The following is a 19,158-nucleotide window of genomic DNA, read 5'->3' as shown; positions in this document are numbered from 1 at the left end:
CAATTTCATGTCCTCACCACCTTTCACTAATTTTATTTTATATTTTTTTAGTGAAAAATAAACAAAAAAAAACGCATTCCTCCCCATGCTTGAAAGCAGGGGTTTCCTGCGTGATTAATCATGAAAACGAAATTCGTGCACTAAAAGCAAAATAACGATGCAAAAGGCTGTCACAAACTTCCTTGGGACAGCCTTTTCCATTTATTTTTCCTCTTTTGCTAGTTGTTCAAACGACTTCACTTTCCCGTGCGGTTCATTTTGCGCTTGCTTACGAACGGTCCATTGTCGCTCTTTTTGTCGTTTCGATTGAGTCATTGTGCCACCTCCCCTTTTTATCATTTGTTCCTTTTTCTTTTTTATGACTTTTTTATTGTTTGAAAATTGTGTATATTTGAGATAAGGGGAAAAGGGTCTTGAACAACAAGCGATGAGCGTCCATCAACTTGCGAAAGAAGCAGCCGTGTTGGCGGAAAACGTCAATCAGCTGAAACAAATTTTACATCGGTTTGGCGTGGAATAAAGAGAAAAGGCGAGCCTAATGTGCATTGGCTCGCTCGTTTTTTGTATGATACATATATGCCAAAATGCCGATCGCTAAAACGAAAAGAAGTAAGAACATATCCCCTGCTTCTAAACTAGCTGCAACGCTACACCCGAAACAAAAGAGAAGCGGCGTTTTCAGCCACTCTTCACCGCTAAATAACCACCATTCCAACAAACCGATCGTAAACGCCAATACGTACATCGTTCCGTCATGAAACAAAACATAACCGCCAAATGCAAGCGCGCCCATCCATAATGCGATCGCTGCTGGCAAGAAAAGAAACGCTTCGTGTTCACGTACACCTCGTTTGAACACATATATATGAACGATAAGTCCAAAGGAAAAAACAATAAGAGGCCATACACGTGCATCGTACCATTGAATGATGTGAAACGTTTCGAGCGTAAAGAAAAGAAGTAAAACGAACATTGCCATGACCGTTTGCCGCATCACTTCACCTCCCCTTTACATTCAATGTACTACATTTCGTTTTTTCTAGCTAGGCATTTTTCGATAGAAAAGTAAGAAAATAAAGATGATACTAACATACCCAAACAAAGGGTACAATACGGTTAAAAGCGCATGATACCCGACTAAACTAAACGCATACATCATAAGTAAAAGCACGATGAGAACAAAGATCGGCGTTTGAGAAAAAAGCGCCAATTTCCGATGTAATCCGAATACGCCCGCGATAAACGAAGTGAAAATTTCACCATAAATAATGACGACATATAGCCCGTAAAACGATGTGAGCGAACGTTTCACGACTTCCGCCATCGGAATGCTGTAAGATGGCAAATTAGGAAGTAAAGAAAGCGCGAAATGACTGCTAAATAAAATAAACATAAGCAATATGCCGCCAAGCCATCCCCCAAGGCGAATCGCCCGTTCATCTTTTACTTCGGTTGCAAGCGGAACGAGCACAACTTGTGCCATCGCTAAATTAAACGCCACATACGCAAACGGGGAAAAAAACGCGGCAAGCGGTGGCTTCGTCCAGACGATGTCGCTTTCATTTATGAGCGCAATCGACAAACTAAAAATAATCATAAGCGGCACAACGACCATATTGACGCTTAAAATACCATTTAAACCGAACAACATCGTCACAAACGCAAGCAACATCGTAAACAAAAGCCCGACATGCGCCGGCATATGAAGCTGTTCTTCAAACACCGCCCCTGCTCCCGACAACATAACAGACGTCACGCTAAATAGCACAACAAACATAAACAAATTGACAACTGCGCTCATTTTTCCGAACAAATAGGCGTTGAATTGCTCATATGACCGCGCTTGAAGCCGATTTGCCATCACCATTAAACGCGTCCCGAAAAAAATAAATAGACCTCCGCTTCCTGCAATCATGACCGTCCCAATTGCTCCGTATTGCGTAAAAAACTGTACAATTTCTTTTCCTGTCGCAAATCCAGCCCCGACTACCGTTCCGACATATACAAACGCAATTTGAATCGCCCGCATCCACATACGCTCTCCCCCACTCGTCCATTTTTTCTATATATATGAAAAAAAACGGCGAATATTTTCCGCCGTTTTTCTTATTCCACTACTACATCAACTTTTGGCATATTGTGCATATTTTTCGCTGTCACATGTGCGACGACGGCATACGTCCCTTTCGTTTCGAACGTATAGCGCGCGACATATTTTCCATCACCGACATGTTTTCCTTCTAACATTTGCCGATTTTCTTCTCCATGCTTCCATACTTCAAACTTCACTTCCGATGCATCGGTCACTTTTTCATCACCGTATGTCACAAAACATGCAAGCTCGACTTCTTCATTCACCGGAAGCTTTTCTTCCACCGCCATTTTGACGTCTAAATACACCAGCTCTTCTTCTTCCGCTTTGTTTGCACAACCTGCCACAACAAGCAAAGCGAAGACAAACAACAACAACCACTTTTTCATTTTAATCCCCTTCCATGTTACAATAATTTCACAAAATCATCACAATCATTTGCTACAATGATGATACATATACACGATGGAGGATGCGTACGATGCAAGTTCGTTTCTTTTTTTTGCTTATCATCGTCGTTTTATTGGGAAGCTGTACACCAGAGACGTACACCCCAATTCCCCGAAACAAATCGGTCGTTGGGGTCGTCAATATAAAGGAGCAAAGCTTATCCTTCGTTGATTATAACACAAAAAAAACGATGGCAACATGGAAGATGAAAAATCCGGTAACGAAAGCCATCCTCCTTCCTGATGGCGATACGGTCATGTTGTTTGGACAAGACATGGATGAAATGATGATGTACACGCTATCGACAGGGAAAGAGAAAAAACGTTGGCGCGTAAACAAAGGGGTTACCGATGTTCTCGTCACAAAACACGAATTGCTCGTTGTGAACGAAAAAGACGGAACGGTATCGTTCATGACGTTCGACGGAAAAGTAAAAGAGACGATCGCTACTCCCTCCTCCCCTTTTTCCATCGTCGCCGACGACAAACATCGGCAATGGATTGTCATTCATTTTAAACATGGCGCTATTTCATTTATTGACCAGCAAACAAAACGAGTGAAACGAACGGTCGATACGCTCGATTTTGCGGTCAGCGGCTTAGTTGTTGCTGAAACGGATGAACTATGGGTCGGTGGACATGGGAGCGGAGCGTATATTCAGCAAGAAGCGTATGTTCATTCGCTTGTCGACGGACGGTTGCTTGCGCGTGTGAAGGCAGAAACGATGCCGATTCAATTTTCGCAAACGAGCGAAGCGGTATATGTACTTTGTCACGGTTCAAACATGCTATATGCATTTGAACCGAAAACGAAACATGTCATACGCTCACTTAACGTTGGCGCGAATCCTTTTGCGATGATAAAAACAAAAAGCGAGCTTATCATCGCTAGCTACGACAGCAACGAGCTCGTTTTTGTCGATGAAAAAACATTCAAACAAACGAAAACCGTTTCCGTTGGACAAGGGCCGTTTTACATCTTTTTCCGCGATGCGAAGGAGGAATAAATATGGCAACGATTTTAATTGTTGACGATGAAAAAGAAATGCGTGAATTGCTTCGTCTTTATTTAGAACCTGAAGGATTTACGTGCATCGAAGCAGAAGACGGTGAAGCTGGACTTGCCGAGTTCGGACGAAAACATATCGATTTAATTTTGCTCGATATTATGATGCCAAAACTAGACGGCTACCGCTTTTGCATGCACGTGCGCGAACGTTCGCAAGTGCCGATCATTTTTTTAACAGCACGAAGCGATGAGTGGGATCGCGTTTATGGATTACAAATTGGCGCGGACGACTACATCGTGAAACCATTTAGCCCAAATGAAGTCGTCGCACGCGTGCACGCTGTCCTTCGCCGAACGAAAGGAACAGACGTAACGACGTCATATGAAGCAGGCCCAATTGTTGTTGATGAAAAAGCACGAAAAGTGATCGTAAACGGAAAACCGGTTGTATTAACGTTAAAAGAGTTTGAACTGCTCGTGTTGTTTATCAAACATCGCGGTCAAGTATTTACACGCGAACAGCTGTTAGATCGCGTTTGGGGCATTCATTACGTCGGCAGCACGCGCACCGTCGATACGCATATTAAAACATTGCGCATTAAACTCGGCGAAGCCGGACAGTGCATTCAAACAGTATGGGGAGTGGGATATAAATTTGATGAAACGATTTAATTCCCTTTCACTCCAACAAAAACTATGGCTAACGATTAGCGCCTTTTTAATGCTTGCGGTGTTGCTTTTGTATGCTGTTGCTGTTTATATATATGAAAACATTTATATCACCAACGTCGAACAACGTTTATTACAAGAAGGAATGAACATTGCCGCAAAATATAAAGGCGGTGCACTCACCGACTCGTTTCGCAACACCGTTTCTATCATCAATGACGTATCCGATACGGAGATTGTACTCGTGAACAACCCACGTGAATTGAACGCATGCTTGCCGTTTGAAGTCGACCATCATGCGATTATTAGCGAAGCGGAACGACAACAATTACTCGCTGGAAAAACGGTAACGAAAAAAGGATATGAACAAACATTTCATCGGCATATTGTCGGTGTCATCATCCCGCTACTCGATGAACATCGCCTCATGGGCATTTTATATTTGTACGTGCCGCTTGCATCGATTGAAGATGTGCTTAAGCGCATTCAAACGTTCATCATTATTGGTGGAAGCCTTTTTTTACTCATTACTGTATTTGTCGGACGAAAAATTGCGATGCATTTCACGAAACCGTTGCAACATATGCAACAAGCCGCCTATCGCGTCTCGCAAGGCGATTTTTCCGCACAAGTGAACGTCGAAGCGGAAGACGAAATTGGGCAACTTGCCAAAACATTTAACCAAATGGCAAAAGCGCTCGCGCAAGAAGATGAACGAAAAAAAGAATTTTTAGCAAACGTCTCTCATGAATTGCGCACGCCGCTAAGCTATGTGAAAGGATATAGCGAAGCGCTACTAGACGGCGTCATCAAAGATGAAGCGCAACAAAAAAAATATATAAAACTCATTCATCGCGAAGCGAGCCGCATGCAACGCCTCGTGCGCGATTTGCTCGATTTAGCACAACTCGAAGGCACGTATCCGCTTGTACGCACACCATTTTCAATTGCACAATTAGTCGAGGAGACGATTGAAAAATATGAACCGATGTTGCAAGAAAAAAACATTCGCCTGTTGCTCGACCTCGATCACGACTTAATCGTCGATGGCGATCCCGACCGTATCGAACAAGTATTGCAAAATATGCTCGATAATGCGTTGCGCTATACTTCTTTCGGCGGAACGATTTCGTTGCGTGCAGTAAACAAACAGCCGATGTGCGAACTCATGATCGCCGACTCCGGATGCGGCATGTCAAAAGAAGACATCGAACGATTAGGCGAACGATTTTTCCGCGCCGACCGCTCGCGCTCGCGCGAACATGGCGGCACAGGACTTGGCATTGCGATTACTAAACAAATTGTCAAGCTACACGGCGGCTCGATTCGTTTTGAAAGCGAACGAGGGAAAGGAACGACCGTATACATCGAATTGCCGTTATATAATGGGGTGTAGTACAATAGACCTATCATGTCATTTTAGGAGGAAAACGAATGAAAGTAAGTTCCATTCCAATTGATTTAGAACGTCTTTTTGAATCAATCAATCGCTCGTTTGCGATGATTTTATTCCGTCCCGACACGACGGTATTATGGGCAAACGATGCGTTTCTTCAAACGATGGGCTATACGGAGCAACAGGTGCTCGGGGGATCCCACCGTCAATTTTGCTTACCAACGTACGTAAACAGCTACGAATATACAGAGTTTTGGAATCGGCTAAAAAGCAAACAACCGTTTTACGGAACGGTGCAACGCGTCACTCGCCAAGGAAAACATATATGGCTTGAGGCGCTTTATGCTCCGGTGTTAGATGAAGTGGGACAAATACAAGCAATTTTTAAAATCGCAACGGACGTCACCGACCGTCAAAACACATTAAATGAAGAGTTTGCGAGTTTACTTGAAGAAATGAACGCGAGCACGAACGATATCCACCAAACGTCGCAACTCATTCACGAACATTTGCAACGATTAAGCGAAAAAGCGGAGCGCGTCAGCAAAAGCACCGAACAAATTCAGTCGGTCATTGCGTTTGTGAAAGATATTTCGATGCAATCGAATTTGCTCGGATTAAATGCTGCCATTGAAGCGGCACGTGCAGGCGAACACGGACGTGGCTTTGCGATCGTCGCAGAAGAAGTGCGGAAAATGGCAGAAAAAAGCAAAACGTCTGCCGAAGACATTTCCGAACAGCTCAATCACATTACAAGCTCGGTATTAGAAATGGTGCATATGCTCGAAGAAGTGGCCGAAAAAATAAACAATAGCACCGAAGCAATTGACGAACTTCAGCAAGTGCAACAACATATAGTCAACATCACAAACAAGTTGACGAAACTTTTATAACTGCCCTTTGCGGCAGTTTTTATTTATCATGTTATATATCAAATAAAAAATGAAGATTTTTTCATACATATTTGCTAAAATGAATTTGATGAAAACTTTAATATATGGAGGAGGTTTTATGTATACAAGCATTGATTTATTTTCTGGACCGGGTGGACTAGCAACCGGCTTTATGTGGAGCGGAATAAAACCATTAATCGCGGTTGAGATGAGCTATTGGACGGTTCAAACATATAGTGCCTCTCATAATGCCGAGGTTTTTGATTTAGAAAGTTTTTTATCTGGCGAGATGAAAGATCCTGATCAATTCTTTAGAAAAAGTGATCGCACCCTTATTATTTATGGGGATATTAACAAAGTCTCGAATGAACTGATCTCGAAAATTCTTAAGCAACGTTTCGGAGTGGATTCAGTGGACATTGTAACAGGAGGAGCACCGTGTGAAAGTTTCTCTATGGCCGGAAAAAGAGCAGATGGAGATGAAAGAGATGACTTGTTTTTAAATATTTTGCGTATTGCCCGTCATGTAAAAAGTAAAATGGTTCTTTTTGAAAACGTAAAAGGACTATTCTCAAAACGTTCAAACGGGAAATCTGTATTTGAAAACATTTGTGATGAGTTTGAATCAACAGCTTATGATACATCCTTTTATTTAGCTAGTCGTGATCCTCATCAAATCCTTCTAAAGGCAAGTGATTACGGTGTACCCCAACATAGAGAGCGCATCTTTTTAATCGGGATTAATCGTGATTACGATGCAACATTTCGATATCCACTCCCAACTCACGGACCTGATCGAACGTTTCCTTATGTTACTGTAGGAGATGCTTTATTTGATTTGCCTGAAGTTCATTCGGGGGAAGAAGCAATAGAATACACATTTAATTTTTCGGATGATACGCTAACCGAGCAAAGACGGGATTTCTTACTTAAAATGAGAGGGATTACTTTAGGTTTCCCAGAGCACTTGGCATTTCATCCGAACACATTAACCTCTCATAAAGCCGTAAACCATCGAGAAAAAATGATCAGACGCATGGAATTAATACGTCAAGGTGAAAATATGAAAACCGCTGCTGAACGTTTAATTTTAGAAAATAGGGAAGATTTAAGAAAAGAGCTCTTTCCAAATAAGCTATACGGTGCAAGAAACAGACGGCTCAGAGAAGATATTCCAAGCTTTACAGTAACATCACATTGTTTAGACGAAATGATACATCCTATTCAGCATAGAGGATTAACCCCAAGAGAAGCAGCGAGACTTCAAAGTTTTCCTGACTGGTATATATTTGAGGGGCCATTTGTAAAGTTTCATTCCGATCCAGAACAAGATCGATATGAACAAATCGGTGACGCTATTCCACCTCTATTAGCCTATGCTCTAGGACTGGAAGTGACAAATACGTTAAATACAATTTATAATCGAATAAACAGTAAAAAAGAAATTTTAACCAAATAACAGCAAAAGAGTAGGACAAGCCTCCTACTCTTTTATTATACGTCATTTTATGGTAAAGTAAAAACAAGGATGAATAAAAGGAGTGGGAAACTTGGAACAAGAAAATCGACAAAAACAAGAGCATGGAGAAAAAAATAAGAGAAACCTTAAATCATTAATTAAAAACTACTCTCAAGAAGGATATATCGCTGAGAATATCACTCCTTATCAAACTGGTTACCCTGATTTTGACAAAAAACAATTTAAAATAGATCATCTTATCACTTTTGATGACGGTGAAGTTTGGGGAATACATACAACATCAACAATTCGTACTGATCGCGCAAAGCAAATACAGTGGGATGCATACCACATAAAACAAATCAATCAAAACGTAAAAAAATATATTTAGTCTTTCCAGAAGGTCTTGATTACAATAACCAACAACAAGCATTAAGCTACCAGCGAAAAATTAGAGAGAAAAAGATGTATTCAGCTATTGATGATGTTTTGAGCTTGAGTGAATTAGAACGATTTATAGAATCAAAAGGCTTAGAAAATGAAAAAATCGGAAAAAGAAAAGCGATGGAAGGAAAAAACTTCGAAAAACAAATCGCATCTCTTTTAAATCACCCGTCAAACGTTGAAAAATGGAATCAATCAAGCGCAACAGAAGATGGTTATTTTTATCCAACATTTCAACAAATCATGAACTTAATCGGTATATCAAAAAACGAGAAAATAATAAAAATAAAAGCAACAAATAAAATCCCAAAACTTGAAACCGGTGGGCAACCGAAGACAGATATCCTACTTGCCATTACGACAGATAGACGTTCAGAAGAAATATTCACATTTAGTTGCAAACGCTCAAGTGCAACGTATGTTTCCATTCACGAATACACCGCTGAAAGCTTTATTGAAGTGTTAGGTATAAAAGATAAAAAACTACAAGAAGCTTTTCGAAAATTACAAGAAGTTGGAGGTTTTACAAAACTCAAAGAACGATATGACGATCTCTATAAAATAATGGAAACTGAACTCCCTAAACTCAATAAAAAATTAGCACAATGGGCTTATGCAGGAATTGGCGGCTATGGAGATCCGAAAATTCATTGGGCAAATTATATCATTGTTTTCAAAAATGATACCAAGGCACTTGAAATGGAAAAAATAGATGTTTATATTACGAAGATATTACAAAATGTAGAAGGACAAATGGGTACTTCTTTTCAATGGACCTATCCATCTAAGAAAAAAGGAAAAGCCATACAGCTAAAAGGAAAGATTACTTAATTTTTATACAATATACGATGAATAAATATATTGCGTATGTGCACATCGTTAAGAAGAGACAAGGTGTCCTCCTTGCTTTCGGGACACCTTTTTCTCATTTTATTAGGCTTTTTCAGCTTTTACAACGATGCGGTCGTCTTCTACATCGATATGGATTGCGCGTACATCTTGTTCATCAAGCAATACATCAGCAATTTGATCTTCGACGTGTTCTTGTATGACGCGACGGAGTGGACGAGCACCGAACGTTGGATGATAGCCGAGTTCGGCTAATTTTTCTTTCGCTTTGTCGCTAATCGTCATTGTGATATGTTGTTCATCAAGCGTACGTTGCAACTCCGCAAGCATAAGGTCAACAATTTGTAACATATGCGTTTTTTCAAGCGGTTTAAATTCGACAATGGCATCGAGACGGTTTAAAAATTCTGGTTTAAAGTATAGACCGAGACGTTGGAGCAAGTCGCCCTCAACGTTCGTACCAGCATTCGATGTCATAATGATGACCGTATCTTTAAAGCTGACAGTACGACCTTGGCTATCTGTTAAACGACCGTCTTCTAAAATTTGCAAGAACATATGTTGTACATCTGGATGCGCTTTTTCCATTTCGTCAAGCAAGATGATGCTGTAAGGGTTGCGGCGCACTTTTTCTGTTAATTGACCGGCTTCTTCGTGACCAATGTAGCCAGGAGGTGCACCGATCAGTTTGGCGACCGCATGTTTTTCCATATATTCGCTCATATCTAAGCGAATCATCGCGTCTTTCGATCCGAACAATTGTTCAGCAAGCGTCTTTGACAATTCTGTTTTACCGACGCCTGTTGGACCGACGAATAAGAACGAACCGATCGGACGGTTTTTCGCTTTTAAGCCGGCGCGGCTTCTACGAATCGCTTTTGCGATTTTTCTCACCGCTTCTTCTTGACCGATTACTTTTTTCGCTAAGTTTTCTTCTAAATGTTTCATTTTTGCTTGTTCATCAGATTGTAATTTACCAACTGGAATTCCTGTTTTTTCTTCAATTATTTGTTGAATGTGAATGACATCTACAACAGGTTGTTCTGCTTGTCCGTTTTGTTGTAATTGTTTTTCAAGCTGCAATTCTTCGGTGCGCAATTTTGCCGCGAGTTCGTAGTTTTCTTCTTGTGCGGCTTTTTCTTTTTCTTTTTTGATTTGTTCGAGACGTTGTTCGATCGCTTCTTTATTTGTCGGTGTCGCTTTTAAGCTCACTTTTGAACCCGCTTCGTCTAACAAGTCAATTGCTTTGTCAGGAAGAAAGCGGTCTTGAATGTAGCGATGTGACAACGTAACGCAGGCGCGAATCGCTTCATCTGTATATTTCACTTGATGGAATTGTTCGTATTTTGGCTGAATGCCTTTTAACATGTCGATGGCTTGTTCGATTGTTGGTTCGTGAACGAGAACAGGCTGGAAACGACGTTCAAGCGCCGCGTCTTTTTCGATTTGACGATATTCTTTTAATGTTGTTGCGCCGATGATTTGTAATTCCCCGCGAGCAAGCGTCGGTTTTAATATGTTGCTTGCGTCCATCGAACCTTCGGCTGAGCCTGCGCCGACGAGTAAATGAATTTCGTCAATGAACAAAATGACGTTTTTCCGTTGTTGCAATTCGGCAATTAATTGTTTCATTCGTTCTTCAAATTGACCGCGAATGCCTGTATTCGCAACGAGTGATGCGACGTCAAGCACGTACACTTCTTTATTCAATAATTTCGTAGGAACAGACCCTTCGGCAATTTTAAGCGCTAATCCTTCGACGATCGCTGTTTTACCGACGCCCGGTTCACCGATTAATACCGGGTTATTTTTGTTGCGGCGATTTAAAATTTCGATGACGCGTTCAATTTCTTTTTCACGTCCGATAACCGGATCGATAAGCCCCGCTTTCGCAAGTTGTGTTAAGTTGCGACCGAATTGATCAAGCAATCCGTTTCGCTTCGGTTGTTCTTGTTGTATTTGTTGCTCGATATGGGAATGTTCTGTAAGCGGTGCGAAAAAGTCGGAGAACCATTGGTCGAGACGATCGAAGTGGAATCCTGCTGGCACTTTTAATTGTTGTTTTTGCTTTGCATAGCATGCATCGCAAAGGTGTAATTGTTGTTTTTCGTTGTTCACTTGTACGTGTAAAAAGATGTTTGCTTCATTTTGTTTACATACTTGGCACATCATAGGCACCAACCTCCTTTGACTTTGACTATATTTGATCTTTCTGTCTTTATTATAATTTGACCTTCTTTGACTTTCAAGGCCTTTTTTAAAAAAAATAAAAAAACATGATAGAAAATGCCCTATCATGTTTTCTTCAACCCATTCATCAAAAACTGAATCGTCCGCTCGATCTCTTGTTCATCATCCCACGGATAATCCGGCATGATTAAAAAACGGGTCGCTAAAAATCCCGCAATCGTTGTGATTGTCAACCGAATAATCGTCTCAGGAGGGAGTTGCGCCAACTCCCCTTTTCGTTGGAAATGCTCGACAATTTGTTTAAACTTGTCATACACATGATTCGTAAAAATCGTTTGAAACTGCGTTTTAATATCGCTGTGAAACGCCATCTCCTGCCAAAACACACGCACAGCCGGCAAATACGTTTTCACAAATTCATACCGATTTTGAAAAATGGCGCGCACAAACTGTTCGTAATGTTCATACTCATTTTCAAACACATCTTTGACAAATTTTTTTGCGAAAAACGGCGCAACGGATTGAAATAACGTCGGTTTGACAATGGCAAGCAACAAATCTTTTTTCGTTTTATAATGGCGAAAAATCGTTCCTTCAGCTACACCTGCCCGCTTGGCAATTTCGCTCGTGGACGTAGCCGCGTATCCTTTTTCCGCAAACATTTCAATTGCTGCTTGTAAAATGTTAATTTGTTTTTCACTTAGCTGTTGTTCTTCGACATTGAGTAAATCAAACAACCATTTTCGTTCGTCCATCATCATCCTCACAACTTTCGATATTTCTTTAATGCTAATACATTTAATATCATAAATAAGAGCGAAAAGCCAACTAAAACGGACACATCGAACGAAATCGCTTCCCAACCTTTGCCGCGAATCATAATTTCTCTTAACGCATCCGCTCCGTAATATAACGGCATCGCAACCCCAATGGAACGAAGCCACGGTTCCATCGTATCTAAATTAAACAGTCCAGAGAAAAACACTTGCGGAACGACGACGAGCGGGATAAATTGAATCATTTGCAGCTCGTTGTTCGCAAATGCGGACAATAACGTCCCTAAGGTGAGCGCCGTCATCGCTAATAAAAACGTAACGAGTAGCACATAACCGAACGAGCCTTCCATCATCATGTTTAAGACGTGAATCGCAAATAAAGAAATGAAGCTCGCTTGAATCGTTGTAAAGATGCCAAAGCCGATGACGTAGCCGATGACGATTTCCCATCGCTTTAATGGCGTTGCAAGTAGCCGCTCCAGCGTGCCGCTCGTCCGCTCGCGCAAAAACGATACTCCGGCAATTAAAAAGACGAAAAAGAAAATGAAAAAGCCGATGAGTACGGGGCCGAAATTATCAAATAACGCCATATGTTCTGAGCCGTACATATATACCGTATCAATCGTTAACGTTTGTTTCATCGGCGGCATAAGCGTCTGGGCTGCTTTTTGCACCGTCATCAACACCTGTTTGCTGACGGACGGATCGCTTCCTTCAAGCGTGATGCGCAACGTCATTTTGTCCATTTCAATAAACGCGTCGATTTGTTGTTCGTCCAGTTTATCCATCGCTTTCTTTTTTGTCATTGTCGTCACATGTGCATCTGTTTCTTGTAATGCGTCGGCAAGCTGTTGCGGTACGTTTGAATCAATCGCAATTTCCGGTTCGTACGTCTCACCATTAAACACTAAGTCCATTAAAAACAATACAAACATCGGTGCGATAATCATTAACGCAAGCGTGCGTTTATCGCGAAAAAACTGACGAATAATGCGGACGACAATCGCTTGTATTCTCATGATTGCATCCCTCCAAAATGTAAAAATGCTTGTTCAATCGTTAATGCCCCTGTTTGTTTCTTTAATTCATCTGGACTGCCGACGGCAATCAACCGTCCGTCGCGAATCATCGCGAGCCGCATACATTTGTCCGCTTCGTCCATTACATGCGTCGTCACAACGATCGTCGTTCCTTTTTGGCGAATGCGTTCGAGCTCTTCCCAAATCGCTTGGCGAAGAAGCGGGTCGATGCCAACGGTCGGCTCGTCTAAAATGAGCACTTCTGGTTCATGTAAAAGCGCCGCCGCGAGTGATAACCGCCGTTTCATTCCACCGGAAAATTGATGAACGGCTTTTTTCATATCGTCCGTTAAATTGACAAGCTCCAACACTTCTTCGATGCGATCTTTTCTCTTTTTTCCTTTTAGCCCATAAATCGATGCGAAAAAATGTAAATTTTCAAGTGCGGTGAGCTCCCCGTATAACGCATCGGATTGCGCCATAAAGCCGAGGCGCGCCATCGTTTGTAAGTTGGGCATGCGCGTACCGAGCACGTGAAGCTCCCCTTTTGTCGCCGTATCAATGCCTGCGATCATTTTGACAATCGTCGTTTTCCCAGCGCCCGATGGGCCGAGCATACCGAAAATTTCTCCTTTGTTTACGGTTAAAGACACATCATGAATAACTTCTTTCTTATGAAACTGCTTATGCACGTGCTGTAATTGAATGACCATCATCTTCCCTCGCTTTCATAAAAATGAGTGATTACTCACTTTTATTATATGTGTTCGTTGTGCCCTTTGTAAATATGTGCTAAAAAATTTTTCGTTGACGAAAAGAAAAGATTTTTGTACGATAGTAACGTCAATTGCATACGAAATCTTTCTCGTCAACTAAGATGAGATAGAGGTCGCGGCAAATAATAGTAGTTTCATGGAGACGCAGAGACGTCGATGAAGTGAGATGAAAGGATTTGTCGCCGAAGTTTATAGCGTGCTCTGGCGCTATAAGCTGGGCCTGTGGCCGAATAGGTGCAGGACTGTCATCGCGCATGCGGTGGAGAGCTATCGATCTTAAGTTTGATGCGGATGTGTCATATATTGTGCACCCGTTGAAAACTTAGGGTGCACTTTTTTATTTATCACGCCCGCTTTCAACAGCGCTCTACCGCTTCGCCATTATATTTCCGCTATTATATTATGCATGAAAGGATGAACAACATGAAACAACAAAAACTCGGCTTTTGGTTATTGACGGCGCTCGTTGTCGGGAATATGGTCGGCTCCGGCATTTTTATGCTTCCTCGTTCACTTGCAGAAGCGGCAAGCCCTGCTGGCGTGTTGCTCGGTTGGCTATTGACGGGCGCGGGCGTACTTATGATTGCGATAATTTTTGGCAACTTAGCGATTCGTAAACCTGAATTAAACGGCGGACCGCAAATTTATGCGAAAGAGCTGTTTCCAAAAGGCTCAAACGCATCCGTTTTGTCCGGCTTTATGTCGTCTTGGGGATATTGGATCGGAAACGTCGCAGGAAACGTAGCGATCATTACGACGTTTGCTAGTTATTTATCAACGTTTTTCCCTATTTTAACGAGCGGACATGTCGTCTTCTCTGTTGGCTCATTTACATTAAAACTTGGCAATCTGCTCACGTTTCTCGTCTGCACCGCACTGTTATGGATGATGCATGCGATCATTTTACAAGGAGCAGAAAGTGCCGGAAAGTTGAACTTTGTCGCAACGGCAACGAAAGTGCTCGGCTTTTTCCTTTTTATTGTCATCGCGTTGTTTGCGTTTGAAAAAAGCTATCTCCAACCGTTTGTTGCTCCGCGTTACGATGAAGCAGGTCATACGCTCGGATTGCTTTCGCAAATTAACAACGTCGCGTTAAGCACGCTTTGGGCGTTTATCGGCATTGAATCAGCGATCGTTTTTGCTTCGCGTGCCCGAAAACAAAGCGATGTCAAACGCGCAACGATTGTCGGACTATTCATTGCTTTAGCCATTTATATTGGCATTAGCGTACTTGTGATGGGACTATTAAAACAAGAGGCGCTTATTCAGTCTGAAAAGCCGCTTGTTGATGCGATCGGTACTGTATTAGGTCCAATCGGAGCGCAGCTTTTGGCAGGACTTGGTTTAATTAGTTTAATCGGCTCAACGCTCGGCTGGATTTTTTTAAGTGCCGAAGTGCCGTATCAAGCAGCAAAACAAGGATTATTTATTCGTGCCTTTTTACAAGAAAACAACAAAGGCATGCCGCGTTTTTCTTTAATCATCTCAAATATGATTGCCCAATTATTTATTTTTTCAACGATTTCAAACTCAATGGCGGCCGCATTTGATTTCGTTATTTACATTGCGACGTTATCATATCTTGTTCCGTATTTCATCGCTTCCGTCTTCCAATTGAAGCTTGTCTGGACAGGCGAAACGTATGAAACGACGCAACAACGAATGACAGACGGCATCATCGCTGTCCTTGCGACTATTTATTCCATTTGGCTTGTGAAAGCAGGCACGGCTGACATGAAAACATTTTTACTCGGCATTGCCTTGCTTGCAAGCAGCTTACTTTTCTATCCGCTTGTTGTCAAACAACAAAACAGCGAAACGAACAAACAAAAACAGTCGGCATAACAAAAACCTCACCTTCTTCAGCTGCTCACAGTATATCATTGGCAAGCTGAAGAAGGTGATTTTTATGAATCGTGGTGCAAGCATTTCTTGATCATGGCGAAGGCGCTGTACTCTATTTCTTCTACCATCTTGAATCCGATTGAACGGTTATAGAAGTAGTTGAAATGTGATACAATCATGAGCGTGATATATAAAACGAGGGGGACGTAGGAGAAAATGGAGTTAGATACAATTCAACGCGAACGTTTGCGTTTAAAAAAAGTGGGCAAAAAGGAAAAACTAGATGAATGGCATCCAAAGAAGATTGCTTTAGCAAATGAATGGATTGAGAATGAGCAAACACAAATGAAGCGCCCAATCATACGAGGAGCTATTTTCACTTGTGAACTGGGAGAAAATATAGGCACAGAACAAAATGGAGAGCGACCGGTGCTTGTTATTTCGAATGACTGGATTAACCGTACATCTGGAAGCGTTAAGATAGCTCCTCTGTCGACAAAGTTAAAAACAAAAACGATTACAGATCGAAAAGGAAAAACAAAAGTAGTTCCTCGTTTAAAGACACATTACTTTCTTCAAAAGGAAGTGTATCCGTTTTTAGCGCAGACTTCCGCGGTAAAGGTGGAAGAATTAACGACCGTCAACAAAGTACGATTAAAACAACATATTGGTAATATAAACGATGATGACTTAAATAAGATTATGAACCGTGTAAAGTGGGTATTTGACCTGTAACGAACTTACATCGTATTGACATTTCCCTAGTTTTTTTCTATACTTAAATTACAAAGTAAGTTGTCTGTCTCGTCACAGACTATTTCACACGTAAGAAAACGTGGATTCGTTTGTTTTTGCAACGGAGAGGAGCCATTTAGGCTCCTCTATTTGCATATTATCGTCAATAGAATCATAAACTAACGATAAGTTGCCTGCCACGTCGCAGGCCATCTCCCCCCATTAGCGGGGAAATCATCGTTTTTGCCCCAGTACTTCGGTGCTGGGGTTTCGTATTTTTCATCCTTCCTATCCGAGCAAAAAGCTCCTTTACACCAATGATTTTTTCCGTCTTTTTTTCATCTTTATGTTATAATATTCCTTGAATTTTGTTTTGTTGAGGGAGCATATATGGGGAGAGAGAGAATGAGACGATGGTTGTACATCTTGCTTGTTATGATCCCATGCCTTGTAGGAAGCGTGTGGATTGTGCTTTGGCAAGATGAACAACAGCAACAACAATTGCTTGAAGAAACGCGCTTGTTTGCGAATATACATAAAAACGATCTCGATCGCTTTCTTGCGGAGACAACGACAAAACTCGAGACGTTAGCGTTTATGGTTAGCAAACATATGGCGATGTTAAGCGAAAAAGACATAAACGACATGTTGCAACAAATAGAAAAACAAGACGTTCGTTTTCATCACATATCGTTTTTTTCTGAAAGTACAAGTTCAGCGATGCGATTGGCGAAAACGACAAAACAAACGGTCATTGACAGCGATCATACAACAACGATCGTCACACCGATTGTCGATGAAAAAACGAACGATACAGTCGGTTTTTTTGTGGCGGAATTACGTATGGATTACATAAAAAAACGGATGAAAATCATTGACCCAAACGCATCGTTTCGTTTATATGATGAGCGTGGAACGATGTTGTTGGCAACAAACGAAATTCGCCCATCGCAACAAACGGTGACGGTTCATTTAAATTATGCACCATGGATGATTGAAGCGAACGTGCCGCACGTAACGATGAAACAAAATGTGCAAACATCCCTTCCATACATCTTATTGCTGATCGTCGCCATCCATATTATTTGGCTACTGATTCAATATTGGCTATTAAAACGGCAAACGATGCTTGAACGCATGGAGACCGAAGCACAAAAACTCGAACTTGTCGGCACACTCGCCGCAAGCACCGCGCATGAAATTCGCAACCCGCTTGCTGGCATTAAAGGATTTATTCAACTATTAAGTGAAAAACATAAAGATAACGAATCACAACTTTATTTTTCCGTCATTCAAAATGAAATTACACGCATTAACGATATTGTGAACGAATTTTTAATTCTCGGCAAACCGACGGCACAAAAACTTGAAACGTGTGATTTAAACTATATTGTGCAAAGCATTCATCCGATGATTGAGTCGCAAGCGCATTTACATAACGTCGTCTATACGTTTCAACGTGCCGATGTGCCACTTCCGATTCGTTGTTCAAAAGATCATTTAAAACAAGTCGTCTTAAATTTAGCAAAAAATGCGATCGAAGCGATGCCGCGTGGTGGCGTGCTAACGATTTCGCTGACGAAACAAAACGACTGGGCGGTGCTGCAAGTAACAGACAATGGATGCGGCATTCCAAACGATGTAAAAAGCAAACTGTTTCAACCGTTTGTCACATCGAAACAAACGGGAACAGGACTTGGGCTCGTCGTCTGTAAACGTATTATCGATATGCATGAAGGGACAATCGACATTCATAGCATAGAAAAGAAAGGAACGACGATTACCGTTCGTCTTCCTTTGCGACAGGAGGTGGAATAATGGTCGATATGCTCATCGGAAGCACGTTATCGGCGCTAGCAACAGGGGCTGGCGCTGTTCCGATTTTATTTTTGTCGCGCTCATTAACGCACAAATGGCGCGACATGTTGCTCGCTTTTACAGCTGGTGTTATGATGGCGGCATCGATGCTTGGGTTAATTCCAGAATCACTTTCTTCTGGCACGTTTTTTTCTCTTGCGGTTGGATTGTGCTTTGGAGTGTTTACGCTGACGCTTCTTGAAAACATCGTACCGCATATCGACTTAGCACATACAAAAAGCGGCATCAAAATGGATCAAAAAGCGCTGCTTGTCCTTGCGGCGATTACGCTTCATAACATTCCAGAAGGCTTATCTGTCGGCGTCAGCTACGCCTCCGGGGAACAAAATCATATCGGGGATTTAATTGCGCTTGCGATCGGCTTCCAAAACGCACCTGAAGGATTGCTCGTTGCGCTTTTTTTATTTAATCAACATATTTCAAAAGGAAAAGCGTTTTTCATGGCAACCGGGACGGGAATGATCGAGCTCGTCGCCTCCATCATCGGTTTTTATTTAACGTCTGTCGTCGATGCGCTCGTCCCTTACGGATTAGCGTTTGCGGCTGGTGCGATGTTGTTTATTATTTATAAAGAGTTAATCCCTGAAAGCCATGGCGACGGAAACGAACAATCATCGACGTATGCGTTTATTATCGGACTATTAGTGATGGTATTTTTAATTGAAACATTTTAAAGGAT

General features: G+C 41.7%; 19 protein-coding genes and 1 riboswitch. Of the genes, 11 read left to right on the top strand and 8 right to left on the bottom strand.

Annotation, left to right across the window (positions count from 1 at the left end; all coding sequences use genetic code 11):
* Positions 1–201 precede the first annotated feature (201 nt).
* From LD028_RS13505 to LD028_RS13490, 4 genes are all read right to left on the bottom strand, one after another.
* Positions 202–315: a DUF6254 family protein gene (locus LD028_RS13505; protein ID WP_003396753.1), complete on the bottom strand. Its 114-nt coding sequence runs from the start codon at positions 313–315 to the stop codon at positions 202–204.
* Between the two features lie 220 nt (positions 316–535).
* A complete protein-coding gene (locus tag LD028_RS13500; protein ID WP_237811141.1) occupies positions 536–994 on the bottom strand; it encodes a hypothetical protein in 459 nt (152 codons plus the stop codon).
* Between the two features lie 45 nt (positions 995–1,039).
* The gene (locus tag LD028_RS13495) at positions 1,040–2,035 is read right to left on the bottom strand and encodes a YkvI family membrane protein (protein ID WP_006321627.1); all 996 of its coding nucleotides are present in this window, start codon (positions 2,033–2,035) and stop codon (positions 1,040–1,042) included.
* Positions 2,036–2,106: 71 nt separating this feature from the next.
* On the bottom strand, positions 2,107–2,481 hold the full coding sequence (locus LD028_RS13490) for a FixH family protein (RefSeq protein ID WP_237811143.1): 375 nt from the start codon (positions 2,479–2,481) through the stop codon (positions 2,107–2,109).
* 92 nt (positions 2,482–2,573) lie between these two features.
* Between LD028_RS13490 and LD028_RS13485 the strand changes: the two genes are divergently transcribed.
* The 7 genes from LD028_RS13485 (at position 2,574) to LD028_RS13455 (ending at position 9,242) form a co-directional block, all read left to right on the top strand.
* A complete protein-coding gene (locus tag LD028_RS13485) occupies positions 2,574–3,548 on the top strand; it encodes a YncE family protein (protein WP_237811144.1) in 975 nt (324 codons plus the stop codon).
* 2 nt (positions 3,549–3,550) lie between these two features.
* Entirely contained in the window at positions 3,551–4,222 is a 672-nt protein-coding gene (locus tag LD028_RS13480) for a response regulator transcription factor (RefSeq protein WP_237811145.1), read from the top strand.
* Positions 4,209–5,615, top strand: a complete 1,407-nt coding sequence (locus tag LD028_RS13475; protein ID WP_237811207.1) for a sensor histidine kinase — start codon at positions 4,209–4,211, stop codon at positions 5,613–5,615. Before LD028_RS13480 ends, LD028_RS13475 begins: the two co-directional genes overlap by 14 nt.
* 38 nt (positions 5,616–5,653) lie before the next feature.
* Positions 5,654–6,508 carry a methyl-accepting chemotaxis protein gene (locus LD028_RS13470; protein ID WP_006321622.1) on the top strand — a complete coding sequence of 285 codons (855 nt, stop codon included), beginning with the start codon at positions 5,654–5,656 and terminating at the stop codon, positions 6,506–6,508.
* Positions 6,509–6,626: 118 nt separating this feature from the next.
* The gene (locus LD028_RS13465) at positions 6,627–7,967 is read left to right on the top strand and encodes a DNA cytosine methyltransferase (RefSeq protein WP_237811147.1); all 1,341 of its coding nucleotides are present in this window, start codon (positions 6,627–6,629) and stop codon (positions 7,965–7,967) included.
* A gap of 91 nt (positions 7,968–8,058) precedes the next feature.
* Entirely contained in the window at positions 8,059–8,358 is a 300-nt protein-coding gene (locus tag LD028_RS13460) for a hypothetical protein (RefSeq protein ID WP_237811148.1), read from the top strand.
* A gap of 74 nt (positions 8,359–8,432) precedes the next feature.
* Complete coding sequence (locus tag LD028_RS13455) at positions 8,433–9,242, top strand: MspI family type II restriction endonuclease (RefSeq protein ID WP_237811149.1); 810 nt, start codon at positions 8,433–8,435, stop codon at positions 9,240–9,242.
* Between the two features lie 102 nt (positions 9,243–9,344).
* Here the strand turns inward: LD028_RS13455 and LD028_RS13450 are convergent, their stop codons facing one another.
* The 4 genes from LD028_RS13450 to LD028_RS13435 all read right to left on the bottom strand — a co-directional run bounded on the left by LD028_RS13450 (position 9,345) and on the right by LD028_RS13435 (position 13,958).
* Positions 9,345–11,432, bottom strand: coding sequence for an ATP-dependent Clp protease ATP-binding subunit (locus tag LD028_RS13450; protein ID WP_237811150.1), 2,088 nt, complete (start codon positions 11,430–11,432; stop codon positions 9,345–9,347).
* Positions 11,433–11,554: 122 nt separating this feature from the next.
* Positions 11,555–12,205: a TetR/AcrR family transcriptional regulator gene (locus LD028_RS13445; protein ID WP_237811151.1), complete on the bottom strand. Its 651-nt coding sequence runs from the start codon at positions 12,203–12,205 to the stop codon at positions 11,555–11,557.
* Positions 12,206–12,213: 8 nt separating this feature from the next.
* Positions 12,214–13,245: an ABC transporter permease gene (locus LD028_RS13440; RefSeq protein WP_237811152.1), complete on the bottom strand. Its 1,032-nt coding sequence runs from the start codon at positions 13,243–13,245 to the stop codon at positions 12,214–12,216.
* Entirely contained in the window at positions 13,242–13,958 is a 717-nt protein-coding gene (locus tag LD028_RS13435) for an ABC transporter ATP-binding protein (protein WP_237811153.1), read from the bottom strand. Before LD028_RS13435 ends, LD028_RS13440 begins: the two co-directional genes overlap by 4 nt.
* A 162-nt stretch (positions 13,959–14,120) precedes the next feature.
* Positions 14,121–14,299: riboswitch (Lysine riboswitch) on the top strand.
* Positions 14,300–14,444: 145 nt separating this feature from the next.
* Here LD028_RS13435 and LD028_RS13430 point away from each other — a divergent pair.
* The 4 genes from LD028_RS13430 (at position 14,445) to LD028_RS13415 (ending at position 19,153) form a co-directional block, all read left to right on the top strand.
* Entirely contained in the window at positions 14,445–15,866 is a 1,422-nt protein-coding gene (locus LD028_RS13430) for an amino acid permease (RefSeq protein WP_237811154.1), read from the top strand.
* A gap of 216 nt (positions 15,867–16,082) precedes the next feature.
* Positions 16,083–16,601 carry a type II toxin-antitoxin system PemK/MazF family toxin gene (locus LD028_RS13425; protein ID WP_237811155.1) on the top strand — a complete coding sequence of 173 codons (519 nt, stop codon included), beginning with the start codon at positions 16,083–16,085 and terminating at the stop codon, positions 16,599–16,601.
* A 390-nt stretch (positions 16,602–16,991) separates the two neighbouring features.
* Positions 16,992–18,419, top strand: coding sequence for an ATP-binding protein (locus LD028_RS13420; protein WP_309240390.1), 1,428 nt, complete (start codon positions 16,992–16,994; stop codon positions 18,417–18,419).
* Positions 18,419–19,153: a ZIP family metal transporter gene (locus LD028_RS13415; RefSeq protein ID WP_237811157.1), complete on the top strand. Its 735-nt coding sequence runs from the start codon at positions 18,419–18,421 to the stop codon at positions 19,151–19,153. Before LD028_RS13420 ends, LD028_RS13415 begins: the two co-directional genes overlap by 1 nt.
* Positions 19,154–19,158: the final 5 nt, after the last annotated feature.

Source organism: Anoxybacillus sp. LAT27 (assembly GCF_022030075.1).
Classification (GTDB): domain Bacteria; phylum Bacillota; class Bacilli; order Bacillales; family Anoxybacillaceae; genus Anoxybacillus; species Anoxybacillus kestanbolensis.
This window is presented reverse-complemented; position numbering and strand designations above follow the sequence as displayed.